This window comes from Myxococcales bacterium (assembly GCA_016703425.1).
Classification (GTDB): Bacteria; Myxococcota_A; Polyangia; order Polyangiales; family Polyangiaceae; genus JADJCA01.
The window spans coordinates 1-21,628 of the sequence record JADJCA010000025.1 but is presented as its reverse complement, the minus strand read 5'-3'; the positions used below and the strand labels follow the sequence as shown (position 1 = coordinate 21,628).

Here is a 21,628-nt window from a genome sequence, read left to right as displayed (position 1 = left end):
GCCCGACGCGCCTCTTCGAGTAAAGATTTAGCAGGCACGGGTGCGGCGTCACGACGGGCACGGCGCGGTGATTCGCGCACGGCGAAGGTCGAGCCCGGCGCGAGCGTCGTCGTCTTTGGGCTGGGCGGCATCGGCCCAACGTCAGTCTTGGCGCGCGCATGGCAGGCGCCAACGCTATCGTCGGGCGACATATCAACCTGAAGCGCGAGGCGCTCGCGCGAAAGTTCGGCCCTTCACGCACTTCGGTCGACCCGCGCGCGATCAAGGGAGATCTCGTGGTTTCACCTCGTCGAGCTCACCAAAGGTGGCGCCACTATAGCTTCGGAGCGTGCGCGTCGACCCCATGCGGCAGGCGCTCGAGTGTTGCCACCGTGGTTGGGGCGAGTCGATCATCGGCGTCGCCGGCGCGGGGCAAGAGATCGGGACCCGGCCGTTCCAGCTCGTCACCGGTCGCGTCTGGAAGGGCTCCGCCTTGGCGGCGCGCCGGCCACCGACGCCACGGATCGTCGACTGGTACATGGACAAGAAGATCGACATCGACAGCCCGCGACTCATTATCACCGCCCCCGGAGCGTACCAACGAGGCCTCTGATCCGACGCACTCGGGCGAGTTTGACTCGACCGTCGTGACTTTCTCGAGCGTCAGACCGACTCCGACGCGGTTCCGCCTCGACTTCGCCTTCGGTACATCGCGCGGTCGGCCCGGACCAAGAGCCCGTCGAGATCTTCGTTCGGGCGAGGCTCGCGACGATGGACGACGTGACGTTAAACGTGCGGTCGGGGCAGCGCGATGGCGCGGTCGGCGATCGGCGCCGGAGACGTTCCGGCCACCACGCGCGCACCCGACGCCGCCGTATGCGACAGGGCGACCACGAACTCCTCGCCACCCCACCGCGCCACCAGATCGCTCTTCTCACCGTCTGCGCCAGCGCCCCCCCGTGGTGGAGAGCACGAGATCCCTGACCTCACGACCGTGGATGCCGTTGACCTGTCGCAGCGATCGAGGTCGAGTGAGCAGCGAGAGCGTGCGACCAGAGACGACGCGCCGGCGACACGTCGCGAGCCACCACCTCGACGAAGGCGCGACGGTTAAGGGAGGCCCGTGAGGTTGTCGGTCGCGGCAAGCCGCTGGGCGTCGGTGACGAGCGTCGCCATGCGGAGCGGCCCGCCCAATTCGCGGGCGACGAGGCCCAACCACGCGACTCATCGTCGGGCCCGAAGCGGTGGCCTGCCGGCGCGACCCACATGCGCCCGGGGGCGCCTCGCCGAAATCGATGGCGTGGAGGACAGCGCCCTGCCCTGGCGCGTCGGTGCTCGCAAAGTCCTTCGGAGAAACACGAGACCGTCCAGGCGCCGAGCGCCCCTCGCGCCTCTTCGCAGCGCCTTCGCGAGCTCCGGACCGACCAACGACGATGGTCACGGCGGCACTGGCGCGCGACGCCGGGCGCGCCTCGAGGGCGATGCACCGCAAGTCGACGAGCTGGGCCAGGAGCCGCGCGACGCCCGACGCCAGCGCGCTTCGTAGCTGCCGGCGCTCGCGAGCGAGCGGACCTCACCCGGCGAGGACCGAATCGGAGGCGCTCCGTCGAGGAGGTGCGAGACGGTTCTGCATGCCCCCGGTGCGGCGGGCCGACGCCGCGACGACGGTGGCGGGCGAACGCGCCCGGCCTGACTCCGCACCAGATCGTCGACGACGTGGAGCAGCTCGCCGACGCCCTGCTTGGTCACGAAGGCCGCGGCGCCGGAGGCGATCGGCCCCAGCGCGAGCGCTTGTCGTCGGAGGCCGTCAAGAGACCACGGGCACGTGGGCCGTCTCCGGCTCGGCACGGAGCATGCGGCAAAGCTGAAGGCCGCTCATGCCCGGCATCCAAAGGTCTGGATGACCACGTCGGGCGGGTCGGCGAGCGTGAGATCGGCGCCGGCGTAAGCGTCGCTCACGGAGCGAACCTCGTGCCCTGCCGCCTCGAGGCGCGGGCGCAGAGGCTGAGCACGCCAGGGCTGTCGTCGACCAAAACGATGCGCGCCACGTGATCCCCCGAGCGAACAGCCTAAGCCGCCCGGGCCGTGAACGCACCTTAGTTGCGAAACGCTTACGGGCAGGTGGTGCCGCGAGCGCTCCGCGCGGTGTCGGTGCAGTTCTGGTCCCAGGTGCCGTACTCGAGATCGCAGCACAACGGGTCGGTGACGCAGACGTCGGCCACGCACGGGCTGCACGTCGCCGCGAGCGGCGTCCCTGAGACGCACGGGCCATGGGCGCACGCGGCGCCGGACGTCGGCGCGTCGACGCCGCATGGCGCGAAGGGATTCGGGCATGGCCGGCAGTAGCCGTAGTCGGAGACGACCTGATCGCAATACATGTTCACGCGGTGGTCGGAGGCGCCGAAGACCTGGTCCATCAGCAGTACCGTCGCCACCGCCCCCAAGGGGCCGAAGGCCTGGGCCGCCACCTGATCGACGTCGATGGGGGCGCACTCCGAGTCCTTGCGGCAAGGCGCGCACACACCGCAGGAACGCTCTGGAAGGATCTGCACGCTCGCACAAGCGTGCATGCCGTAGGGAACGACGGCGTCCTTGACGCTCTGGAAGCCGGTCACGTCGCGGATCACCTTGCCGACGTTGAAGTCGACGGACACTCCGGCGCAGTTGGCGTCGGTCGAGCAGAGGTTGGTCACCTTGTTCCACGGATCGGGCAACGTGAGGCCGGGCCCAAGCTGATCACAGCCCGCGGCCTTGAGGCCGCAGCGACCGCGTCGCCGCCGCCAATCGGCAAGTGGCACGCCGTGGCGCTGCTGTCGCAGCCGGCGCAATCGGCGTCCGTGAGGCACGAGCCGAGCTTCTTTCGGGGCAACCCGCAGGGCTTCTCGCAGGTGCCCTTGGCGCTGCAATTTTGACCGGCGGGACACGGCACGCCCGTGCCGCACTGGGTGCATCGCCCTTGGTCGCACGCGTGTGCCTCGAAGCCCGGCGCTCCGCACTGCGAGCAATCTGTGTTGGTCGCGCACGTCGCGGGGCAGCGGGCGGCGCAGCGGCTCTGGACGCAGACCTCGTTGGCCACGCAACGCGTCGAATCGGACGGCGTGCACCCGACGCACCGCTTCGTGGCGCCGTCGCAGAGGCGGTGTTTCGATCGCAGGCGCCGCAATCGGCGGAGGTCGCGCAGGCGACCGTCGGGTTGCCCTGCGGATCCACGGGGCACTCGAGCGCCGACGGCACGCAATCGCCGAAGGTCGCACTTCTGGCCGGCGGGGCACTGGCGACCGCCGGCGGCGGGGCCGCACGCCACACACACGCGGCCCGCCACGTCGCAGACCGTCTTGCCGCCGCTGCAGCCGCCGCACTGATCGTCGCTGCGGCAGCTCTTGCTCGAGGCAGAGGCCGCCGGCGTCCACCTCCGACGGGTCGGACGTCCCGCCCGAGGTCCTGCAGGCGATGGCCAAGAGAAGGAAGGTCGTGGTGCCGAGCGAGACGGCTACGCGGGGTACAAAGCGCATGAGGTCAACATGATCAGCCTCCGGCGGGAGCGTTTCCACGGATTCGTCGAGGCCTGGGGCCCCACGCCGTTCTCTCCCATTCCTCGCGCCCATGGCGCCGTGCGGGAGAAAGGTGCGAGGGTGCAAGCCGGCCGGCTGCGCGTGCGGAGAGTTCAAATGGGGAAACAGCGCGCCATCGTCTCGTTGGTCGCGGGCAGCGATTCCGACTGGGAGACGCTCGCGCCGGCAGCCGAAGTGCTCACGCGTTTTGCGATCCCTTTGAGGTCGGCGTTCGAGCGCGCACCGCACGCCGGAGCGCATGGTCGAATACGCCAAAGGCGCCGAGGCCCGAGGCCTTCGAATCGTCATCGCGGCTGCCGGCGGCGCCGCTCACCTGCCGGGCATGATCGCGTCGCTCACGCACCTCCCGGTGCTCGGCGTCCCTGTCGCCACGCGAACGCTCTCCGGCGTCGACAGCCTCTTGTCGATCGTGCAGATGCCGTCCGGCGTCCCAACCGCTACCTTCGCCATTGGCGCCGCGGGCGCCATCAACGCCGCCATCTTCGCGCTTCGCGTGCTCGCAGCCACCGACGCGAACGCGGCGCGAGCGCTCCGCACCTTGCGCGCCGAGGGTGAGGACAAGGCGCTCGCGGGCGACGCGCGCGTGCGAGCTCTCGTCGCGGCCCCGAAAGGGCGCTCTACCAAGGCGAAGCCGCGTCCATGACCACCGTAGGCATCTTGGGCGGCGGGCAGCTCGGCTCGATGCTCGGCACCGCGCTGCTCGACCTCGGCGCCGAGGTGCGGTTCTACGACCCCGACTCCGACGCCCCCGCGGCGCGCCGCTTTCGCGACGTCACGCAGGCCCGTGGACCGACGAAAAAGCGCTCGCGCAGTTTGCCGCGCGATGCGACGTGGTGACCTACGAGATGGAACACGTCGAGATCAGCGAGGGCCTCGCGCGCGCTCGCCGACACGACGCGGCTCGCCCGTCGCTCCGCGTCTTGGCGACGGCGCAAGATCGCGCCCTCGAGAAGGCCCACTTGGCGGCGAACGCGCTCCCGCACGCGTCCTTCGAGGTGGCCCGCGGCAAGGCCGAAGCGGCTCGCGTCGCGGCGCAGTTTCCCCTCCCCTTCATCGTGAAGACAGCGCGCGGCGGCTACGACGGCAAAGGGCAGAGCTTCGTGAAGGACGCCGACGGCGCTCGCGCGCTCACCTTCGACGACGACACGGTCTACGTCTTCGAAGAAGCCTTGACCTGGTCTTGGAGGTGAGCTGCATCGTGGGTCGCGATGCCGCCGGCGCCGCCGTCGTGTTTCCGACCTTCGAGAACGTCCACGCGGAGCACATCCTCGACGTGACGCTGGTGCCGGCGCGCCTCCCAGCGCGCTCCGGGCCGCGCTCGAGGATACGGCGCGCCGCATGGCCGACTCGCTCGACGTGGTGGGCCTGCTCACGGTGGAGTTCTTCGTGACGAAGGCCGGCTCGAGTCGGTCGCGCGGCGTTCCCGTCGGCGAGCTCGAGTTCTTCGTGAACGAGATCGCGCCGCGGCCGCACAACTCGGGTCACGTCACCCGCAAGGCGTGCTCGCTCAGCCAGTTCGAGTTGCTCGCGCGCATCTTGCTGGGCGTTCCTTTGACGAAGCCTGAGCTGCTCGGCCCGGCGACCTACGTCATGGGGAAACCTCTTGGGCGACGTGTGGCTCGATCAGAGCGCCGCGCTCGAAGACCTCGACCTCCGCGCCGTCGCCAACTTCCCCGACGTCGACGAGGTGGTCCTCTACGGAAAGCGCGAGGCTCGGCGCCGCCGAAAGATGGGGGGCACTTCATTTGCCACGCCCCCGCCCCGGAGACCGCGGTGGTCGCCCCGGGCGCGCGCCTTCCGCGAGGCGCTTCGTCGAACGTCCTCGACGTAGGCAACGCGGCCCGCGTTTGGCGCCGGCGTTGGCCCCACTTGGCGGGGATTTGCCTCGCCTCTAGGCAAGGACTCGACAGCGGCCCGGGCGCGATAAATTGACGGGGCATGTCCCGAGTCGCCGCGCTCCTCGTCTTGGCCCTCGCAGCCGCCGGCTGCCAACGAGCCGCGTCGCTCGAGGAGCCAGCGCCAGGGCAGCAGCCACGCGCCGCGATCGCCCCCGCTCGCGCGCCCGCGGCACCACCAACCGACAAGCCACTGCTGGACAAGCCGACTGCGATCCCGGCGCACGTTCATGACAAGGACAAGCGCGGCGAGTACGAGCAACGCGTCGCCGATGCGCGGCGCACCGTCGACATCACGCTCTACGGGGCCTCGTGGTGCCCCTCGTGCAAGCAAGCGCGCGTGGCTCGACCAAAACGGAATGGCCTACGCCGAGCACGACATCGACAGCAGCGAGGAGGCGGGCCGCACCATGAGGCGCCTCAACCCGGCCGGCACGATCCCTGTGATCGATGTTGAAGGCGAGGTCGTCGTGGGCTTCGCGCCGGACGCCGTCGACCGCGCCATTCGCCGCAAAGCCGAACGCCGCGTCCAGAGGCTCTGAACGCGGCGGGCCGGTGACTTGTTCGTGGGTCTCTCGCCCGTGGAGCTAGTTCACTTGGCAATGCGGCCGCGATGTCCGCGTCGAGTTGAGCTTGTTCAGAAGCGGCCCCGTTGAGGAAGCTCGCGCTGTATCGCTTGATGAGCTTGCCGTCGCGACCGATGAGGAACTTCGCGAAGTTCCACTCGATCTTGCCAGCGCCGCCGGGCTGCGCCTTGAGCCACGCGTAGAGCGGGTGCTCCGCTCCGAACGTGGAGTCCGTGTTGACGGTGATCTTCTCGAACATCGGGAACGAGACGCCGTACTTGGTCGTGCACGCGGTGATCTCGACAGCGTCGCCGGGCTCCTGCCCACCAAACTGGTTGCACGGAAAGCCGAGCACGAAGAAGCCTGCGTCGCGGTGCTTCTCGTAGAGCGCCTGAAGCGGCCCGTATTGCGGCGTGTTGCCGCACTTGGACGCGACGTTGGTGACGAGCATGACTTTGTTTCGGTAGCGGCACAGCGGCACGGTCTCGGTGGCGGCGAGATCCTGGGCGCTGAACGCGTAGATCTGATTCGTGGGCCCCCGGATCGCAGGTCGTCGGGAGCCCGGAGTCGAAGGTCGAGCCGGTCGTCGACGCCGGCGCCGGTGTCTTCGGTGCCGGCGAGCTCGCGGTGGCGGTCGCCGTCGTGGTGGCCGCGGGGCTACCGCCGGCAGCCGTCTCGGGCTCCGAGCCCTGGCAACCAAACAGGCCGGCAGAGAGCGCGCTTCCACACAGAACCGCGGACGAGATCAGCAAGGCACGCATTCGTTTCCTCCTTGAAGGCCATCCACTGTCGCACGAGCCGCGCCTTCGGGCCACCACACGAGCGATGTCTGCGGTCACACCCAACCACACTCCCCGCACCTTGTCCGCTGCGAGCGAGATCCTCCGTCATGAGCGTTTGATGGGGGCTTGGTCAGGCGGTGGTTTGCGCCGACGAAGAGGCACGCGGAGGCGCGGAAAAGCCGTGTAGGCTCCTCCCACTCATGAACCTCGAGCAGTTCCAGCGGCTCCTCGCGGCCGGTGTGCAGCACGGCGCAAGCGACATCCACCTGCGCGTTGGCGACCCGCCCATTTATCGAGTGCGCGGCGCCTTGGCGCCGCTCAAATACGATCGGTTGACCCCCGAAGACACGATCGCGATCTGCGCGTTCATCGTTCAGGACTCGGATCTGCGCCAGCAGCTCGACCGCATTCAGGAGTTCGACACGAGCTTCGCCTTGCCGGGCATCGCGCGCTTTCGTGTGAACATCTATCGGCAGCGGGGCTCGCTCTCGCTCGTCTTGCGCATCATCCCCGGCGACGTACCGACGCTCGATGGGCTCGGTCTCCCCAAGGTCATTCGCACCATCGCCGAAAACGAGCGCGGCTTGGTCCTCGTGACGGGCGCCACCGGCTCGGGCAAGTCGTCGACGTTGGCGGCGATGATCCGGCACATCAACGAGACGCGGCGCGTCCATCGTGACCATCGAAGATCCCATCGAGTTCCTTCACAAGAACGAGAAGGCCTCGATCACGCAGCGCGAAGTGGGCCCCGACACGAAGAACTTCAACGTGGCCCTCCGCGCCGCGCTCCGGCAGGACCCGGACGTGATCCTCGTCGGCGAGATCCGCGACGCCGAGTCCGTCGACATCGCGCTCAAGGCCCGAGACGGGCCAATGGTCTACTCGACGATTCACACGACGGACGCGACGAAGACCATCGGTCGCATCCTCGCGATGTTTCCGCCCTGAGGAGCAGAACGTGGTGCGGTTCCGCCTCGCCGACGCGCTTCGGGCCACCGTCTCGCAGCGCCTCCTTCCGCGGGCCGACGGCAAAGGCCGCGTCGTCGCCTGCGAGATCATGACCGTCACCGGCACGATCCAGGACTACCTCCGCGATCCGACGAAGAGCTCCGGCATCAAGGATCCTCATCGAGAAGGGCCGCTCCCAATACGGCATGCAGTCGTTCGACCAGCACTTGGTCGAGCTCTACAAGGCCAACGTCATCAGCCACGAAGTGGCGATGGCCGCCTCGAGCAACCCGAGCGACTTCCAGCGGAACCTCGCGTTCGAGTGAGGGGCGCTGCGCGCATAGTCCGGGGACCGCGGAAGTGGCCTTGGTGGGTGCCAGTCTCCCAAATTGTTGGTGGTCGCCGCCCGCGCCGTTGACGTTCCGATGTCCCGAAGAAAGAATCGGCGGATGATGTCCCAAGTTCCCCGAAAGAATCGCACGCAAGCGACGAGGATGTGGGTCCGGAGCCTAAGGGATGGAGCCCTGAGCGAGGAGGCGCTGGCGGATATCGTCGGCGGCGATCCCGAACCTAGCGGGATTCCCGGTCTCGCCTGAGATCGCTCGCAAAGCCGTTTCGGGACGCGAACGCGCAACTCCTCGCGCGTCAGTCTGCGTGGACGCACGGCGGCTGGGCGGCTCCTCGCACGGCGGCCCCGGGGCCTACAACGTTGGCTCGAACTCGCAGCGCGCCGCCGCGATTCGTCCTACGACCGCGGTGATTCGATTCGTCAGCTCCGTCTGCGGTGCGACGGGACCGGCGGCGTCGCCGAGGGTCACCTCCCAGCGCGAGGACGACTTGGTGCACGGCACGCCGTCAAAGGCGACCTGGAGCGACAGCCGCGAGGGCCGCCAGCTTGAGAGCGACCACTCAGCGACGTCGGCCCGCCCAAACGACGTCGACTGATCACTCGAAGCAGCGGCCGCGCTACCGATGGCTGCGCCGATCGAGAATGCGTCGAGGCCCGCTCGATGGGTCACGGTGAGGGCCCGGGGCTGATGATCGCCGATGCCGAGGTACGGAGCGACTGTCGATTCGGGCAGGGCAACGGAATACGCTTGGCCACGCTGCTGCAGCGAGAAGGCGGCGCAAGCCAACGCCTCCCCGTTACGCCCGCCGAGAAGGACGCAGTTCGGGTCGCGCCAGGTGACGAGCGCGCCGGCGCGCACCACGGTGACCTCGACCTTGCTCAGGCGCGCGCCGTATTGCGTCGTCGATACGGTGAAGGTCAGGTCTCCCGCGGCGAGCTCGATGGCGCCCGTGTTGGTCGCCGTGAGCGCCGATTCGTCTTCGGCTGTCGTCGCCGTGTCCCGCGAAGCATGACCAGCGGGGCTCGCGAACCTGGTCCGGGGCGACAATCACCTTCGATGCGGGCGCCGACCCTCCCTTGCTCGGTCGGCAAGCGCGCTGCGCGGCAATAGCGGTTCGTTTTCCGAGGAGACGCCTTCCGTGACGTGCGGGCGTACTTCCGTGTTCGAGGGGACGCCCCTTGCGCGACGGCGCGACGCGCTTCCCGCTCGAGGACCAACGCTCCGTGACGGAGCGAGCGCCTCCATAAACGGCGGCGTGCACTTCCGTGTCCGGACGAGCGCGTCCCTTGCGCGGGCGCGGTGCTTCGTTGTCCGGACGAGCGCCTTGCGTCGTGGGGCGTGAACGCCCGCGCTCCGGACCGGAAGCTTCGTTGTCGGCGGACGGGCCTTCATAAACCGCGGGAAATGCCTTGAGGGTCCGATTGTGAAGGCCCAACCGCCAGCAACGAAGGCCCCTCGCCCGCCGGCGAGCGGAGGTCTCACGAGACGGAAACCGCTTCGCTCGACGAGGAGCCTTCCGAGACGGAAAACGGAGCATCGAAACCCGTGGCGGATCCTCGACTTTCCGAGCGGGAAGGTCGCCCGGCCGAAAACGAGGCCGAGGCGCTCGCGACGGAAGTGTCTCCGCCCGTCGCGGAAGGTGTCGGTCTCGAGCGTGGAGGTTCGCCTTCCGACAAAGAGACGCCCCGCGCCGACAAGGAGACGGATTCTGTCGAAACCGGGTCGTGCGCCGCGGTGCAAGGCCCTGCGCGCTTGCGCCGGCGGTTCGTTTTCCAGAGAAGCGTCCTCTTCGATCCGTGCGCGCTTCCCTCCCCCGCGGGCACACTTTTGTTTTCTGAGCGGGCACTCCACGCTCGCGGGCAGCACCTCCGCGCTCGAGAGCCGCTTCCGTGGCGGCGGGGACACCTTCGCAAACCAGCGGAATCGCTAGGGCGTCGACGGCGCTGGTTTCGTTGCTCACGGGGGAGCCCTCGTGCGCGGCGGCGCAGGGCCGCGCGCGAAGGTGCACACGCGGCGCGCGCATGCACGACGCTCGCGCGCCCGAGCACGACGACGTCCGTCTCAAGCGCGGCCCCCGCGAGACGAAAAACGGAGGCTGAATTTGCGAGCCAATTCGTCCAGTTGCGGACGGGCTTGGCTACGCGATCGGCAGCGGCGCGTTGCGGATCGTTGCAGGGCCGAGCGCGTCGCAACACGCGCGTGCTCCATCGTGCACGACGGTCACGATTCCGCTCGCGAGGGCCATCTCCGCGCACGCGACGGCCGTGTTTCCGAACGAAAGGGTCCTCCTTCGAACAACGAAGCATCGCCTCTCGACAAAGAGACGCTCCCCGCCGTCACGGAGACGCAGGCCTCGGTGACGCAAGCGCGCTCGGTCGTGCACGAAGTGCTTCGTTGGGGAGCGGGCGCGCGGCTACGGGCGCGCCAGGCCACCGGGCGGCGCAACGGCGCAACCCGACGTTTCCGGGAACGACTCACCATGGCGCCACCGGCGCCTTAGCGTGCGTCGACACCTCACGCCCTTGGCTCAATGTCGTTGGCACAGAGGGGGCGACTTCGGCGGTTGCCGAAGCCTAGACCGCGGCCGTCGCTCCGCACGCGTTGCAGGCGGACAGCACCCAGGCAAGCACGGACGCACCAAGTGCCAGCTCAAGCGGCGGTCGCGGCGGCTGGTGTCCCATCGCTCGGTGACCTTCACCACAGCGGCAAGTCCTCCGACGAAGATCCACGCGTACCAGACGGCGGGCCACGGCGGGTCAACTGGACTTTGGCCCGTTCGAAGGAACTCACCAACCGTAAGCGCGGACCAACCAGCACACCCTACTAGGACAAGGCCCGCGCCCCGCGCTGCGCGCCGCGTCTCGGTGTTCGCCGTGCTGCGGGTCAACGCGGTCAGCCAAACGAGCGCGAGGAGACAGGCCACGCCGGCAGGGATCTCCAGAAAAAAGGTCCCAGGGAGAATCGCTCCCATGCCTAGTAGCCCCTCGTAATGTCGCTGTCGTAGCCGCCGATGCGCCGAACCACTTATCTGAATCTGCGGCATCCGCCGACCAGGGGCTAGTCGGGCCCCCACTTATCGGGCGCGGCGGTATGCGCCGACACTCCCAAGCGGCACTGACTGCGGAGCCGACCATCCACGCGGAAAACAGTTGCCGAGTGCATCGTTGGGCGGCTGTCGAGGTAGCCACAATGAGCGCGGAGCACCGAGTCGTTTGCCGTCACTTCCAAGCCAAACGTTGCCTCCTTGCCCCCAAGCGTCGGAGGAAAGAGGAGCGTGCTGCTGTCGGGCGCCAAGACTCCGAGTTGGGAGGAGGCGCGGGCCCGGTCATCCCGACCCAAACGCGGACTGTCTCCCGGTGCGGTTGTGAACCACAAGACCCAAGAATCCAGGCAACGCGGCTGCTGCGAGAAGTCCCGCTGCAAGGAGCCTCGCGCGAGGGGTCATTGCCCCTCCTGCGCGAGCGACGGTGGGCGCGACGTCGTCGCAGGCGAGCAGCGTGAGGAGGCTCTCTCTCAATCGAAGTACTCCAGAGGAAAGAGCGCGTTGAGCCAGGGGTAGAGAGACCCCAGCTTAGCGTTCATGAGCGTCCGAGCATCTTCGCGTATGCCAATGCCCGGGCGACCGTGCAGTTCGCCGCGCGAACAGGCCGCGCTCAGTCGAAGCCCGGTTGAGCAACCCAGGGCTCCAACGGGCGTACAGGTCTGCCGCGCATCACTCGACCATCGAAGAGAACCGCGGCCAAGCGCGGGTACGTCCCCGTGTCCGCCAGATCCACGACGTCATTGACCCCCAAGTCGGTCATCGTCGCGACGTCGTCGAAGAGGCACGCAACCGTCCCGTTGGTGCGGAGAACACATAGGAACCACGGCCTCAACGCAGGGCTTCCGATGACTCGCTTGGCCTCCCCCGGACCGGCCAGCAGGTAGGGACCGACGAAGGGGATCCCCCTCTGATACGAGATCGCCGAGCCATCGCCACGCAAGACGAGCAGCGTGGAATCGTCGCGCGTCGCAAAGTCGACCGCGTTGACGAGGCCCGGCAACGTGACGACTTCGTCGGGGCCAGCGCCTGACTTGAACGCTGGAGCGAGGCCGAACCCCCAACAAGCGAGGCTCCCGGCGAAGCGCCGCACGCAGGCTCCCGTCCCGGAGTCCTCCAACTGCGCGATGCCCGTGAGCTGCGGCTGCAACACGCGGGGGGAGAGCGTTGTTAGCACTCGCCCATCGCTCAGCAATCCTTCCGTGGGAAACGGATCGAAGCGCGGCCCGTGCGGATGGGCGCGGACCACGCCGTCCATGAGCGGCGGGGGCTCCAGCGCGCCCGACGGTGGCATGCGGCATTGCGCGAGCTGCGCGGCACCATCCAGCGTGCAGGCGCGGCCCGACAAAGCGTGACGAACAAGCGTCCGGCCCAGCGTGTTGCTCCCGACGACCTGCCCCTCACACGTCAGCGTGTGGTCGTCGAGCTCGAGGCAGAAGCTGTCGTCGAGCACTCCCGGACGCGGCTGAGACACCGTCGGCGCGGCACCCACGCCCCAAATGGAACGCGCGCGGCCGAAGGCGCTTCCAGTGACGGTGAGCCGCGGCAGGCCGCCCCCACAATCGGTCGCGGTGATCGCGAGTTCGGCGCTATGCGCGGTGACATGCGTCTTGGGCGCGAAGCTGACGGGCAAGCCGAGGCTCCCACCGGCCGGGATGGTGAGCGGCAACGCGCTCGCCACGACGAAACTAGCGTTCGTGGCCGTAACCGCCGAGACCGTCGACGGCTCGTTGCCGTCGTTGTGGATCGTGATTGAGTCCGTGCCAGCGGTGTTGAGCTTCTGCCTTCCGAAGTCGTGCCCCGTAGGCGCCGCGAACCGAAGCGCGGGGCCGGTGGTCATCCGCTTGATGTTGACGACGTAACTCTCGGTGTCGAAGTCGAGCGTGAGCAACTCGTTGTTCGAGCCGGGCACCGTGAGCGGCGCCTTGTCTTCCACCTCGAGCACCACGGTCTCGCCGGTGCGAATCACGCCGCCGGAGACCACGGCGCGGTAACGCGAGCCGGGATCCAAGAGCGCGCGCCAGGGTTTCGTGCCCTCGCCGAAGTACGAGAACGATCTTGCCGCGCGAGTGCGCCGCAGGCGTGCGTGCCCATGTCGAGCGTCGTCTCCACGCGAAACGGGCTGCCGGTCCCGGTCGCCTTCACGGCCAGCTCGCTGGGCACGGTGTTGCAGAGCGTGCCCTTCGTGGTGAGCGCGAAGGCCGCCTTGAAATCGATGGGCGCGCGCGGCTGAAAGAGGACGCCGAAATCCGCCGACGCGCCAGCGGCTAGCTCGGTCGTCGACGGCCCGTCCTCGAGCGCAAACGGATCTGGATCCGCGAGGCCGCGCGAAAGCGCGAGCGCGACGGGCTGGCTCCCGGAGTTCGTGAGCTTCACGGCGAAGCGCGCGGCGTCGGTTGCGGCAACGGGCGCGACGCCGAGTTCCGCGGGCGACGGCACCGTAAGCCACGCACCTTGCGGAACGAAGCGCACGGCCGCGTCGTAGGTCTTTGGCGCGCTCGCCGAATCGGTCTGCGTCTCGATGCGCACCGAGCCCACCACGGGTGTACCCGGGCGCACGCGGTCGACGGGCGCGCGCACGACGATCGAAACGGGCACCTCGCCGTGCGGCTCGAGCTTGCCGGACGTCGCATCGGCGGCTTCGATGAGCTCACGCGGCTCCGCCGAAACGATGCGCCAGGTGAACGCTGAGGCACCTGTGTTGCGGAGAATCGTCGTCAGCTTCTGCGACGCGCCGCAGGGCACGTTCTCGAAGTCGAAGGCCGGGGTGCCAGCGGGTCCGACGCCGAACTCCGCGGCGTCGACGGGGACGGACGACGGCGACGAGGCAGGGCCCGAAGCGGACTCGGTCGAGGGAAGTGGTGCCGCAGGCGAGGAGGAGTAGGGCGGCTAGCGGAGCACCGAGAAAGCGCGCGGGGTGAGCCTGGAAGAACCGTGTGGCACGGTGCGGAGCCTCACTCCAATTCGTAGTCGTCATCGCGCTGCATGTCCTCCGCGGTCTCGAGGTTGTGACGTATGGTTTCGGCGATAGTCGGAAACGTCTCCTCGGCGAGAGCGCTGCGAAGTGCCTCGATGATGCGCTGGATATTCTCGCGCGCCGCGACGCCAAGCACGGCGTTTGAAGTAAAGGCGCGGGCGTCCGGGTCGCTCGATGTGAGTCCCGCAAAGAGCATGTCGAGATACGGAGGATGCGCGCTTAGGAGGTAGAGCGCTTCCAACAGTCCGCTCCTGACTACGGCACTTTGCTCGACAAGGAGTCGTTTTCTTAGGGTTGGGAGGGCTTGTCGAGAGCCCGATCGGGCGATCGCCCAACCAGCGTACGCGCGCACCACCTCTGTCGGATCCGACGACACCAAGCGTTCGAGCAAGGCGGACGACGCCGGAACGCCCGCGGCCACTAGCTCCAGCGCCGCCACCCGGACCAGTGACACTGGATCGCGGAGCGCTCGAGTCACGGCGTCGACCCCTGGATCGCGCTTCATGCTCGCGAGGCACTCGAGGCCGGCTATCCGAACTTCGTGGTCTGCATTCTGCAAGCATTGGATCGCCTGTGCGAATGCCTCGTCGGGCGAGGACTCGTAAGCGCGCGGAGGTCCTCCCGAAGGCCGCTCCGCTCGTTGTCGTCCTCAGTATCGTTGGGTTCGCTCGTCACTTGGACCTAGTCGCAGTCATCGCTATCTGCGCCCGGCGTTGGGACCCGAGGCTTCTGGCCTCCGCCGCCATGCCCGCCCTGACGGCGCTTTCTCCAACCGTCCTTCCCGCGGATCTTCATGACTTCCTTTATTCTTATCTTTATCTCACCGTCTGTGTATCCAAGGTCTCGGAACTTGTCCCGTATCTCGTCGGGGGTGAGGTCACGCGTCCCTTCGCCTTCGCGGTTGGTGTACTTCTTCGACTCATACCGGTCGGGGTCGAACGGTCCCCTACCGAGGAGCGCGTCTGAGTCCCATTCCCTCGCCAGGGCCTCGAGATTGTAGGCGAGCACGCCAAGGACCATGACGTTGATTCCAACGAGGGGAATCGCTTGTGCTGCGCCGCTTGCGGCGCGCCTGCGGCGGAGCCAGTGACGAGAATGTCGGCGATATCCCCTCCGGGGTCGACGAAGTTGATCGGGTCCCCGTAGCAATACGCGTAGAGGTTCACACCCCCGCCAAACCTCGCCGGATCCTTACTCACCCACCTGCCCGTCTCCGGGTCGTAGTCACGCGCGCCGAACCGAACGAGGCCGGTGTCGGCATCGTGGAGCCCGCCGGCGTAGCCGAAGGGGATCGGCTCGTAGCCACCGGTCGTTACGATGGCCTCCATGCTCGCGCGGCGCCCCGAAGGAAGATAGTCGATCCGCTGCACCATGACAGCCGGGGTCACCGAGATATCGACGACAGCGCGAACGCTCCCGTTGAGGTCGCTGATGATTCGATAGACCTTCCCGTTTGGGAAGCCTGCGACGGGCGTTGGTTGGTACACCAGCTCGGGCACGTTGGGCTTCACGCCGTAGGCGAAGACTTGCCGTACTTGCCCAGCTCCCGTGAGCTGCGCGGCGATGCGTAGTTGATCGTCGTAGAGCCAGGCCGCCTCGAAGACGCCGTTCTTCTTCTTGGCGACGCGCCGGTTCTTCCCGTCGATCAGGTATTCGACGTTGTTGACGCTCCGCTTCCGGAGGTTGCCCGAGAGGTCGTAGTCGAAGAGCTCGGTCCCGCCCCGCGACTTCAGCGCGCCGTTGTTCGTGTACGTGTAGGCCACGCCTCCGTACGAAAGCAGTCGGTCTTGGTTGTCGTACGTGGCGGCGAATCCGTTCACCGAGGTGCGGTTGCCGTTCTCGTCGTAGGCGTAGGTGTACGAGGCGGTCGCGCCGCCGCTTTGCACGGCCGTCTTGAGCCTGCCGCGATCGTCGTAGGTGTAGTCCCACCGCACGGCGGTCGACGGCAAGGCGGCCATCGGGGCCATGAGCTCTTCGCGCGACGTGACGCGTCCGAGCACGTCGCGCACGATGCCGCCGGTCGCGTCGCCGGGCTTCGCGATGCGTAGCCACGTCGTTGCCCCCGTCTTCGCTTCGTGCCGCTTCTGGTTCGCCGAAGCCGCTGTATTGCCAAGTGTCGTCGACTGCGCTCTGCACGCGGCCGGCACCCGTGGTGCTGTTGGTGCTCGAGAGCGGGACGCCGACTCCGAGACCGTTGCGCGCGATCGTGAGCGCGCTCATCGTCGCGCCGGCGCTGTCCTTGACGGTCAGGTTTTTCAGCAAACCGTCGGGATCGAAGCCGCGCCCGAGCGCGAACGTGGCCGCAGGACTCGTTTGCGCGACGCGCCGCTCGGCCAGTCGAAACCAATGGTCGTGCTGCCAGTGCACTTCGGCGGTGGCGCTCATGCCCGCGCCGGTGCCCCAAGTCGAGATTCCGCGCACCGGGAGGGGTCCTGCGTAGACGAGCGACAAACTCACGTCGCCGGCGGCGGCGCCCGTGGTGCCCCACGAGGAGGGTCGGCCGAAGGAATAGGTCATCGCCACCGACACCCCGACGCTTGTGTCGATGACAAGCGCGGGCCGAGCAGCGAAGTCGTAGCCAAAGAGCAAGGATCGCGTCGTCGCGTCAAACGGCTCGACGGCCTGCGCCAGGTCCTGGCGGTTGTTGTAGATGTAGCGGGTCGTTCCCGTCGCGAGGCCCGCATCGGGCGGAGTGTAGCTTCGGAGGACCTCGCCGCCGTCGTGGCTCAGCAGGTGCAGCGGCTTGTTCGGCGGCACGACCTGTTCGACGGAGCCGTTCAGGTCGAAGCCGAGGTCCACCAGGCTGCCATCGGGCAAGGTGACGCTTCCATCCGGCTGCGTGACCTTCAATCGCACGGCCGTCGGCCGGCCGATGGCGTCTCGGAAGAACGTGACTCTTCGACCTGCTGGATCGGTGGCCGCGGAGGGCAGCTCGCTCGCGGCGACGTCGTAGTGGTTGGTGAACGTCCGCGCGCCTTCGCCCGCGGTCGGACTCGTCATGGTCACCGTGCTCACGCGTCCGAACGTGCCGCCGTACGCGATGTCGGTGGTCGGAAGACCCGCATCGCCAAGGTACTGGACCTTGGTCACGCGCAGCTTGTCGTCGAGCGTCGTTTGCTGCTGCCGTGTCGGCACCGGATTCGTCGTGGTCACCACGGCGCCCGCGTCGCTGTACACGGTGGTCGTCGTCCAGACCGACGCATCCTGCACCGTGGCGCCGATGCTTCCGCCAACGCTCACCTGTTCCACCGTCGAGGTGACGCCGTAGAGGCCGCCATCGCCAACGGTGTCGAAGCGCGTCGCCACCGTTTTGGTGACCGCGCTCGGCTGATAGGGCGCCATGGATACGACGGCGGTCGTTTCGCTGACATAGTTGGGTGCGAGCATCCCAAACTGGGCTCCGCCGTCGACCGACTTGGTCGTCGTCACCTCGCCATTGAGAGAGTCACCGTCTGCGTGCCGTCGGTCGCGACGCGTTTCGTGGTGACAATCGACGCGGGATCGGTCGTGGTTGTCACGACGCCGCCGTCGGCGGCTTCCTCGGTTCGGTGCTTGGTGGCGGTGCCGTCGGCGCGCCGGAGCGTCGTCTCCCACCCGCGCGGGATCTCGGTCCTCGCGAGCGTCGTCGTGTTGCCTTGATGATCCGTGTCGGCGATCAGCCCCCGCCCGCCGCGTCGTACTGGAACGTGCTCGCGTTGGTGTTCCCGGACGCTTGAAGGTCTTGAGAAGGCCCGTGTCGTCGTGGGTTACGGCGGTTATCTCCTCCACGAGCGGCGAGACCGTTCGCTTGTGTTTGACGCTCGTTAGGTAGCCAGCCCCCGCGGTGCCAGCGGGCGCAAGGGTCAGCGTCGTCGTCTTCCCGAACTGACTCGTGAGGATGACGGTGTTGGCGTCGGGCCGCGTGAGGGCGAGCGTTTGCCCGGTCACGCGGTCAATCACGCTCGCGAGTTTGCCCTTGTCGACGCCTGCGGCGACATACGTGAACTCGAGCAACTTAATCCCGCGGTTGGCGTCCTTCGTAAAGAGGTGACGCCCTGCGCTGTCGAATTCGAAGACGACGGCACCGTCTTCCGAGGGAATGCAGATCCCGCTTGGGCAGCTCAGTGGCGCGGGCGACTGAACGATGAACGCCGCCCTGTTGGACGGTGTCGCCACGAGCAAGGCTCCGTCAGGCCGGAGAGCGATATCTCCGCGCGCGACGTCCGTCCACGCGAGTGGCGGACCCGACACGGGAAGTGTGGTGGGCTCCGGTGCGGCGGCGTTGAAGCGACTCAGGCTCTGCAGCGCGCCGCTGGTGTCGATCCGCCGCAGCCGCCCCTTTTCCGCGTAGATCACTGAGCCAGCCACGAATTGGAGCCCGTGGTTCGGTGGATAGATGGGTGCGCCCAGAGCGGGTACACCATCGTCCGCAAAGCACGAAGAGCCGCACGAGGCAGAGCCGCCAAGCTTGCGAAGGATGCCCGAAGGCTGCAACCGCCAAATCGTGCCGCCCGGCGCATTCAGGCCCTGCTCTCCGAAGATGAGCGAACCATCGGGCGCTCCCGAAAGCCCCCAGCCCACGGAAGGTAGCCGCGGTGGCGACCTGCCCATCGGCGGCGCCTGCCAACGCCGCGCCGCCCGCAATCGTGGTTTGGCGCCAGCCAGGGCCCCCGCACTTTCCTTTGCCGGCGAGCTGAGGATCCAAGGTGATCTTGCGGAGCACCGAGCCGTCGGCTGTGGCGCCGGCAACGACGATCGACCCATCGGCGGTGATGGCGATGTCGCCGTTGCCGTTTACGAATCCGGCGGTGCCATCGTTCAAGCGAACGTCCGTGGCAAGGCAGCCATCGCAACGCCCTGGATGCGAAACTAGAGGCCCCGCCCCGCGATGGTCTCGACTGATGCCGGCCGGCGAGATCCGCCGAACGAACGACCACTCCGCTGGTCGACACGTAGAGCGAGCCGTCGGGCCCAACCACCATGTCTGCTACGGCGACGGGCGACGACGTGGCGCTAAGGCAGTTGCCCGAGTCGGTGCCGGACGTCGGCGCGCCCGAGCCGGCAAACAGGACAGGCACGGCCGTTGGGCTCGAGTACTTCCAGATGCGTTGCTCGGTCGAGCCCGCCGCGTTCTCGCCAGGAACGTTGGCGACGTAGATGGTGCCGTCTGGCGCCACGGCAACGCTGGTCGGGGTCCACGTGTTGAGAGCGGGATCCGTGCCTGGCGCGGGCTTCAGCAACTGAATGACGTCGGTACCCTTGGGACCAGCGCCAAGCATCGGCGCCGGCCATCGCCCATCGCTAGCACCCTCCGGGAGGGGTCGAACTGGTGGTGGGGGCTAAGGTTCCAGCCTCCGAAACCGAGGGGCTTCGCGTTGACGCCTTGCACAGTCCTCTGTTCATGGCGCCACAGCGTCACCTCACGCGCGGCGCGGTCCCCGGTAATCGACGGTCCCGTAGCGGCAGCGCCGAACTGTGGCGTCTGCCGATACAACGTCGCGCCTGCGTAGACGTACCCCGTTGCGATGCGCGCAAACTGCCGAGCCCGGTGACCTCGCGGCCGAAGCGGTCGCGGCGATCCGCGGTGCGGAACGGACTGGTTCAGCGCGGACGCGCTGGCGGACGCCCGCAGCTGCCGGCCCGCGATGTCGACGATGACGTCGACCCGCAGTGGCAAGAGGCCGGCGGCGCGTCGTCGGTGATCGGAACGTCGAACGCTACCTGCCGTCCGAGCTGACGACGCTCTGGTAGCGCAGCTTGAAGGGCGTTCCAACGATCGGAATCTCCTCCGCGAGGATCTGGTTCTCGCACTCAATGATGGAGCCGGGTGCATCCCGGATCCGGTTTCGGGTCGTTCGTGCCCGATGGCTTGTTCGGTGGGTACCCTGCGCCATCGGGGCCCCAGGCCAAAGTTGCAATCCCAATCGCTGAAGTGGAGGAGCGGCGCGCGCCAAAGGCGCTTGGGAGTTGCTGCGGACGCGGTGGGGAACTGCTCGCACAGCTTCGAAAGCTCACCCGCAGGAATGGGCGATTCGCGACCGGCGCGCCCGTAAGGCTCTGCGTGGGCGTGCAGACGAGGGAGACGACCCGCCCGATGGTCTGGGACTTTGCGAGGGTGACGGGATCATCGCTTGGCAACCACGCGCCACCGCTCGGATCAAAGTACCCGTTTGGCATCCATGACCCGGCGTCCGCTACACCCGGGGCACTCGGGTTCGTCGTGATGAAGTCGTCCACGTAGAGAATGGGCCGGGCCACCGGGTCGAAGTTCACCTCGGACTGCATCACGCCACCGACGAGCGCGCGAATCGACGCGGCGTAGGTGTACGCCGTTGCAGGCGGGAGCGTTCCGGGCATGCGTTTTGGACCAGCGGCGCCGACCGTGTAGTCCGTGAAGGTCACCTGCAAGTTCCCCGCGGGACCGGCACCACCATCGGGAAGCACGGTTCGCGCGTTCGGCGGAAACAGCACGAAGGGCTGCCGCTGAGGATGGCCCGGCTCGTTGACCGCCGGCCCACGTTGAATCTGCCACGCCGTCGTGGGCATCGAGAGCGCCGTGTTCGCAGGCGACTGAACGGCGTTGGAGACCAGGACGACGTCCTCAATGGTCACCCAGTCCTGCCACTCCACGGCCACCGTGCGCTGGATCGGGAAGCTCTGCCCGACCGAGATCAGGAGCCGGTAGGTAGCGCCGCCGTTCACGAGGATGTCGAAGGTCCCGTCGACGCCGAGCTTCGATGACCCGAACTCGGGATGACCGATGATCGAAACGGCGTCGCCCCCTCCAATGGAAGGCACGCCGAGCACGCCGTTGCCCAAAGGATCCGAGCGAACGCGCCCCGAAATGATGGCTCGCTGTTGGCCGGCGTCGGCTGAGAAGCTCGCTCCCGTCTGCCTACCCGACGTGAGAAGCACGTCGCCCAACGCCGCGAGATCGGACGGAACCGTCGGGTCGGCGAGCGCAGCGACGGTGCCGGCGTCGCAGCCGGCGGCGGCGCCGGTCTTCGCTCTGGTGACGAAGCCGACGTTCGCGACGCACACCGTCTCGGTGCATGGGTCGCTCGCCGCCGCGGCGGAACCACGAGGCCTGGTGAGATGCGGGTGCCCGTGCTGTTGCAGACCTCGCTGCCGTTGCAGGGTTGCCGCTGTCGGTCGCACACGCGGTGCCCTGCCGTGGCCGACGTTAGCTGTAAGGCAAGCGCCCGCCTGACGCTCGAGGTCAGCGTCACGCGTTGCCGTCTTCGCACGGTGTGCCATTCGTCTTCGGCGGATTCAGAACGCCGTTGACGCAGGTGTCGTCCGTGCAGGGGTTGTTGTCGACGACGTTTGGTGGCGGCCCGGGCAAGCAATGCCCCGCGCCGTCGCACATTTCAGCGCCGTTGCAGGCGTTCCCATCGCTGCAGCCGTAGGTCACGAACGAATGATCGCAGCCGGTGGCGGTGCAGAAATCGGCGGTGCACGGGTTGCCGTCGTCGCATCCCTCATCGCAGAAGTCGCCGAGCTCCGAGATGCTCGACGTATAGAGCGGCCCGCCGCCGTA

Annotated in this window: 17 protein-coding genes and 3 pseudogenes; 10 read left to right on the top strand and 10 right to left on the bottom strand. The window is 67.8% G+C overall.

Translation table 11 applies throughout. The features are described 5' to 3' along the window. Positions 1–328: 328 nt before the first annotated feature. Positions 329–592 carry a hypothetical protein gene (locus tag IPG50_32485; GenBank protein MBK6696870.1) on the top strand — a complete coding sequence of 88 codons (264 nt, stop codon included), beginning with the start codon at positions 329–331 and terminating at the stop codon, positions 590–592. A gap of 173 nt (positions 593–765) precedes the next feature. On the opposite strand, the gene IPG50_32480 is transcribed toward IPG50_32485, so the two are convergent. Then, a complete protein-coding gene (locus IPG50_32480; protein ID MBK6696869.1) occupies positions 766–1,035 on the bottom strand; it encodes a diguanylate cyclase in 270 nt (89 codons plus the stop codon). Positions 1,036–2,090: 1,055 nt separating this feature from the next. Continuing rightward, on the bottom strand, positions 2,091–2,807 hold the full coding sequence (locus tag IPG50_32475; protein ID MBK6696868.1) for a hypothetical protein: 717 nt from the start codon (positions 2,805–2,807) through the stop codon (positions 2,091–2,093). Between the two features lie 840 nt (positions 2,808–3,647). On the opposite strand from IPG50_32475, the pseudogene purE reads away from it, so the two are divergent. The 5 genes and pseudogenes from purE (at position 3,648) to IPG50_32450 (ending at position 5,382) form a co-directional block, all read left to right on the top strand. Continuing rightward, a pseudogene (gene purE, locus IPG50_32470) lies at positions 3,648–4,194 on the top strand (5-(carboxyamino)imidazole ribonucleotide mutase). Further along, positions 4,191–4,388: a hypothetical protein gene (locus tag IPG50_32465; GenBank protein MBK6696867.1), complete on the top strand. Its 198-nt coding sequence runs from the start codon at positions 4,191–4,193 to the stop codon at positions 4,386–4,388. The pseudogene purE and the gene IPG50_32465 overlap by 4 nt, the downstream one beginning before the upstream one ends. Beyond that, entirely contained in the window at positions 4,382–4,741 is a 360-nt protein-coding gene (locus IPG50_32460) for an ATP-grasp domain-containing protein (GenBank protein MBK6696866.1), read from the top strand. The genes IPG50_32465 and IPG50_32460 overlap by 7 nt, the downstream gene beginning before the upstream one ends. 148 nt (positions 4,742–4,889) lie before the next feature. After that, positions 4,890–5,054 (top strand): annotated as a pseudogene (locus IPG50_32455) (ATP-grasp domain-containing protein). A 100-nt stretch (positions 5,055–5,154) separates the two neighbouring features. Continuing rightward, positions 5,155–5,382 carry a hypothetical protein gene (locus IPG50_32450; GenBank protein MBK6696865.1) on the top strand — a complete coding sequence of 76 codons (228 nt, stop codon included), beginning with the start codon at positions 5,155–5,157 and terminating at the stop codon, positions 5,380–5,382. A gap of 484 nt (positions 5,383–5,866) precedes the next feature. Here the strand turns inward: IPG50_32450 and IPG50_32445 are convergent, their stop codons facing one another. Next, the gene (locus IPG50_32445; protein MBK6696864.1) at positions 5,867–6,535 is read right to left on the bottom strand and encodes a glutathione peroxidase; all 669 of its coding nucleotides are present in this window, start codon (positions 6,533–6,535) and stop codon (positions 5,867–5,869) included. A 459-nt stretch (positions 6,536–6,994) separates the two neighbouring features. Here IPG50_32445 and IPG50_32440 point away from each other — a divergent pair. After that, positions 6,995–8,068 (top strand): annotated as a pseudogene (locus IPG50_32440) (PilT/PilU family type 4a pilus ATPase). Between the two features lie 375 nt (positions 8,069–8,443). On the opposite strand, the gene IPG50_32435 reads toward IPG50_32440, so the two are convergent. The 5 genes from IPG50_32435 to IPG50_32415 form a co-directional block, all read right to left on the bottom strand. Further along, positions 8,444–9,139 carry a hypothetical protein gene (locus tag IPG50_32435; GenBank protein MBK6696863.1) on the bottom strand — a complete coding sequence of 232 codons (696 nt, stop codon included), beginning with the start codon at positions 9,137–9,139 and terminating at the stop codon, positions 8,444–8,446. A gap of 2,606 nt (positions 9,140–11,745) precedes the next feature. Further along, complete coding sequence (locus tag IPG50_32430; protein MBK6696862.1) at positions 11,746–13,143, bottom strand: hypothetical protein; 1,398 nt, start codon at positions 13,141–13,143, stop codon at positions 11,746–11,748. Further along, on the bottom strand, positions 13,098–13,877 hold the full coding sequence (locus IPG50_32425) for a hypothetical protein (GenBank protein ID MBK6696861.1): 780 nt from the start codon (positions 13,875–13,877) through the stop codon (positions 13,098–13,100). The genes IPG50_32430 and IPG50_32425 overlap by 46 nt, the downstream gene beginning before the upstream one ends. Before the next feature lie 209 nt (positions 13,878–14,086). Beyond that, entirely contained in the window at positions 14,087–14,668 is a 582-nt protein-coding gene (locus IPG50_32420) for a HEAT repeat domain-containing protein (protein ID MBK6696860.1), read from the bottom strand. A gap of 256 nt (positions 14,669–14,924) precedes the next feature. Then, the gene (locus tag IPG50_32415; GenBank protein MBK6696859.1) at positions 14,925–16,256 is read right to left on the bottom strand and encodes an RHS repeat-associated core domain-containing protein; all 1,332 of its coding nucleotides are present in this window, start codon (positions 16,254–16,256) and stop codon (positions 14,925–14,927) included. Positions 16,257–17,107: 851 nt separating this feature from the next. Between IPG50_32415 and IPG50_32410 the strand changes: the two genes are divergently transcribed. The 3 genes from IPG50_32410 to IPG50_32400 all read left to right on the top strand — a co-directional run bounded on the left by IPG50_32410 (position 17,108) and on the right by IPG50_32400 (position 19,245). Continuing rightward, complete coding sequence (locus IPG50_32410) at positions 17,108–17,377, top strand: hypothetical protein (GenBank protein ID MBK6696858.1); 270 nt, start codon at positions 17,108–17,110, stop codon at positions 17,375–17,377. A 1,251-nt stretch (positions 17,378–18,628) separates the two neighbouring features. Further along, the gene (locus IPG50_32405) at positions 18,629–18,961 is read left to right on the top strand and encodes a hypothetical protein (GenBank protein ID MBK6696857.1); all 333 of its coding nucleotides are present in this window, start codon (positions 18,629–18,631) and stop codon (positions 18,959–18,961) included. A gap of 107 nt (positions 18,962–19,068) precedes the next feature. After that, a complete protein-coding gene (locus IPG50_32400) occupies positions 19,069–19,245 on the top strand; it encodes a hypothetical protein (protein MBK6696856.1) in 177 nt (58 codons plus the stop codon). Between the two features lie 654 nt (positions 19,246–19,899). Here IPG50_32400 and IPG50_32395 read toward each other — a convergent pair. Both IPG50_32395 and IPG50_32390 read right to left on the bottom strand, forming a co-directional pair. Next, positions 19,900–21,129: a hypothetical protein gene (locus IPG50_32395; GenBank protein MBK6696855.1), complete on the bottom strand. Its 1,230-nt coding sequence runs from the start codon at positions 21,127–21,129 to the stop codon at positions 19,900–19,902. A gap of 184 nt (positions 21,130–21,313) precedes the next feature. Beyond that, positions 21,314–21,628: hypothetical protein (locus IPG50_32390; GenBank protein MBK6696854.1), on the bottom strand; the 315-nt coding region annotated here is incomplete at its 5' end.